This window comes from Rhodococcus gordoniae (assembly GCF_001646655.1).
Lineage (GTDB): Bacteria > Actinomycetota > Actinomycetes > Mycobacteriales > Mycobacteriaceae > Rhodococcus > Rhodococcus gordoniae.
In genome coordinates this window covers 1-1,735 of sequence record NZ_LPZN01000084.1, presented here as the reverse complement: position 1 = coordinate 1,735, position 1,735 = coordinate 1, and the positions used below count along the sequence as shown (strand labels likewise).

General features: G+C 56.2%; 2 rRNA genes. Both read left to right on the top strand.

The features are described from left to right. Positions 1–1,447 (top strand): 23S ribosomal RNA (locus tag A8G18_RS21770); the annotation flags it as partial. Between the two features lie 108 nt (positions 1,448–1,555). Beyond that, positions 1,556–1,672, top strand: a 5S ribosomal RNA gene (gene rrf / locus A8G18_RS21765). Positions 1,673–1,735 lie beyond the last annotated feature (63 nt).

Sequence of the window (1,735 nt, the reverse complement as noted above, 5' to 3'; positions counted from 1 at the left end):
ATGGAATACCTGGTGTAAGCCGGTAGGGCGAATGGTAGGCAAATCCGCCGTTCATGCAGCCTGAGAGGTGATGCGTACCCGTTGAGGGGAATTCAGTGATCCTATGCTGCCGAGAAAAGCCTCTAGTGAGTTGGTACACGGCCCGTACCCCAAACCGACACAGGTGGTCAGGTAGAGAATACCGAGGCGATCGAGAGAACTGTGGTTAAGGAACTCGGCAAAATGCCCCCGTAACTTCGGGAGAAGGGGGACCACGCTCGGTGACCGGACTTGCTCCGTGAGCTGGGGGTGGTCGCAGAGACCAGAGAGAAGCGACTGTTTACTAAAAACACAGGTCCGTGCGAAGTCGTAAGACGATGTATACGGACTGACGCCTGCCCGGTGCTGGAAGGTTAAGAGGACCGGTTAGTCACTTCGGTGGCGAAGCTGAGAATTTAAGCCCCAGTAAACGGCGGTGGTAACTATAACCATCCTAAGGTAGCGAAATTCCTTGTCGGGTAAGTTCCGACCTGCACGAATGGCGTAACGACTTCTCTGCTGTCTCGACCACAGACTCGGCGAAATTGCATTACGAGTAAAGATGCTCGTTACGCGCGGCAGGACGAAAAGACCCCGGGACCTTCACTATAGCTTGGTATTGGTGTTCGGTTCGGTTTGTGTAGGATAGGTGGGAGACTGTGAAGCTCATACGCCAGTATGGGTGGAGTCGTTGTTGAAATACCACTCTGATCGTATTGGACCTCTAACCTCGGACCATGATCTGGTTCAGGGACAGTGCCTGGTGGGTAGTTTAACTGGGGCGGTTGCCTCCCAAAATGTAACGGAGGCGCCCAAAGGTTCCCTCAGCCTGGTTGGCAATCAGGTGTCGAGTGCAAGTGCACAAGGGAGCTTGACTGTGAGACTGACAGGTCGAGCAGGGACGAAAGTCGGGACTAGTGATCCGGCACCGGCATGTGGAAGCGGTGTCGCTCAACGGATAAAAGGTACCCCGGGGATAACAGGCTGATCTTCCCCAAGAGTCCATATCGACGGGATGGTTTGGCACCTCGATGTCGGCTCGTCGCATCCTGGGGCTGGAGTAGGTCCCAAGGGTTGGGCTGTTCGCCCATTAAAGCGGCACGCGAGCTGGGTTTAGAACGTCGTGAGACAGTTCGGTCTCTATCCGCCGCGCGCGTTAGAAACTTGAGGAAGGCTGTCCCTAGTACGAGAGGACCGGGACGGACGAACCTCTGGTGTGCCAGTTGTCCCGCCAGGGGCATGGCTGGTTGGCTACGTTCGGAAGGGATAACCGCTGAAAGCATCTAAGCGGGAAGCCTGTTCCAAGATGAGGTTTCTCACCCCCTCGAGGGGGTAAGGCCCCCGGCAGACCACCGGGTTGATAGGCCGGAACTGGAAGCCCAGCAATGGGTGGAGGTGACCGGTACTAATAGGCCGAGGACTTACCACGAAGATGTTACGCGTCCACTGTGCGGTATCTGAAACAACACACACAGATATCGAAGATCCTGCGGTAGCAGGGTTGTCGATGTTCTGCGTGGTTACTGTTTCATAGAGTTACGGCGGCCATAGCGACAGGGAAACGCCCGGTCCCATTCCGAACCCGGAAGCTAAGCCTGTCTGCGCCGATGGTACTGCACTCGACAGGGTGTGGGAGAGTAGGACACCGCCGAACACCCGTTCCGAAAGGGGACCCACACAGTTGGGGCCCTTCGGTTTTGAGGAGGGGATCCGCTTT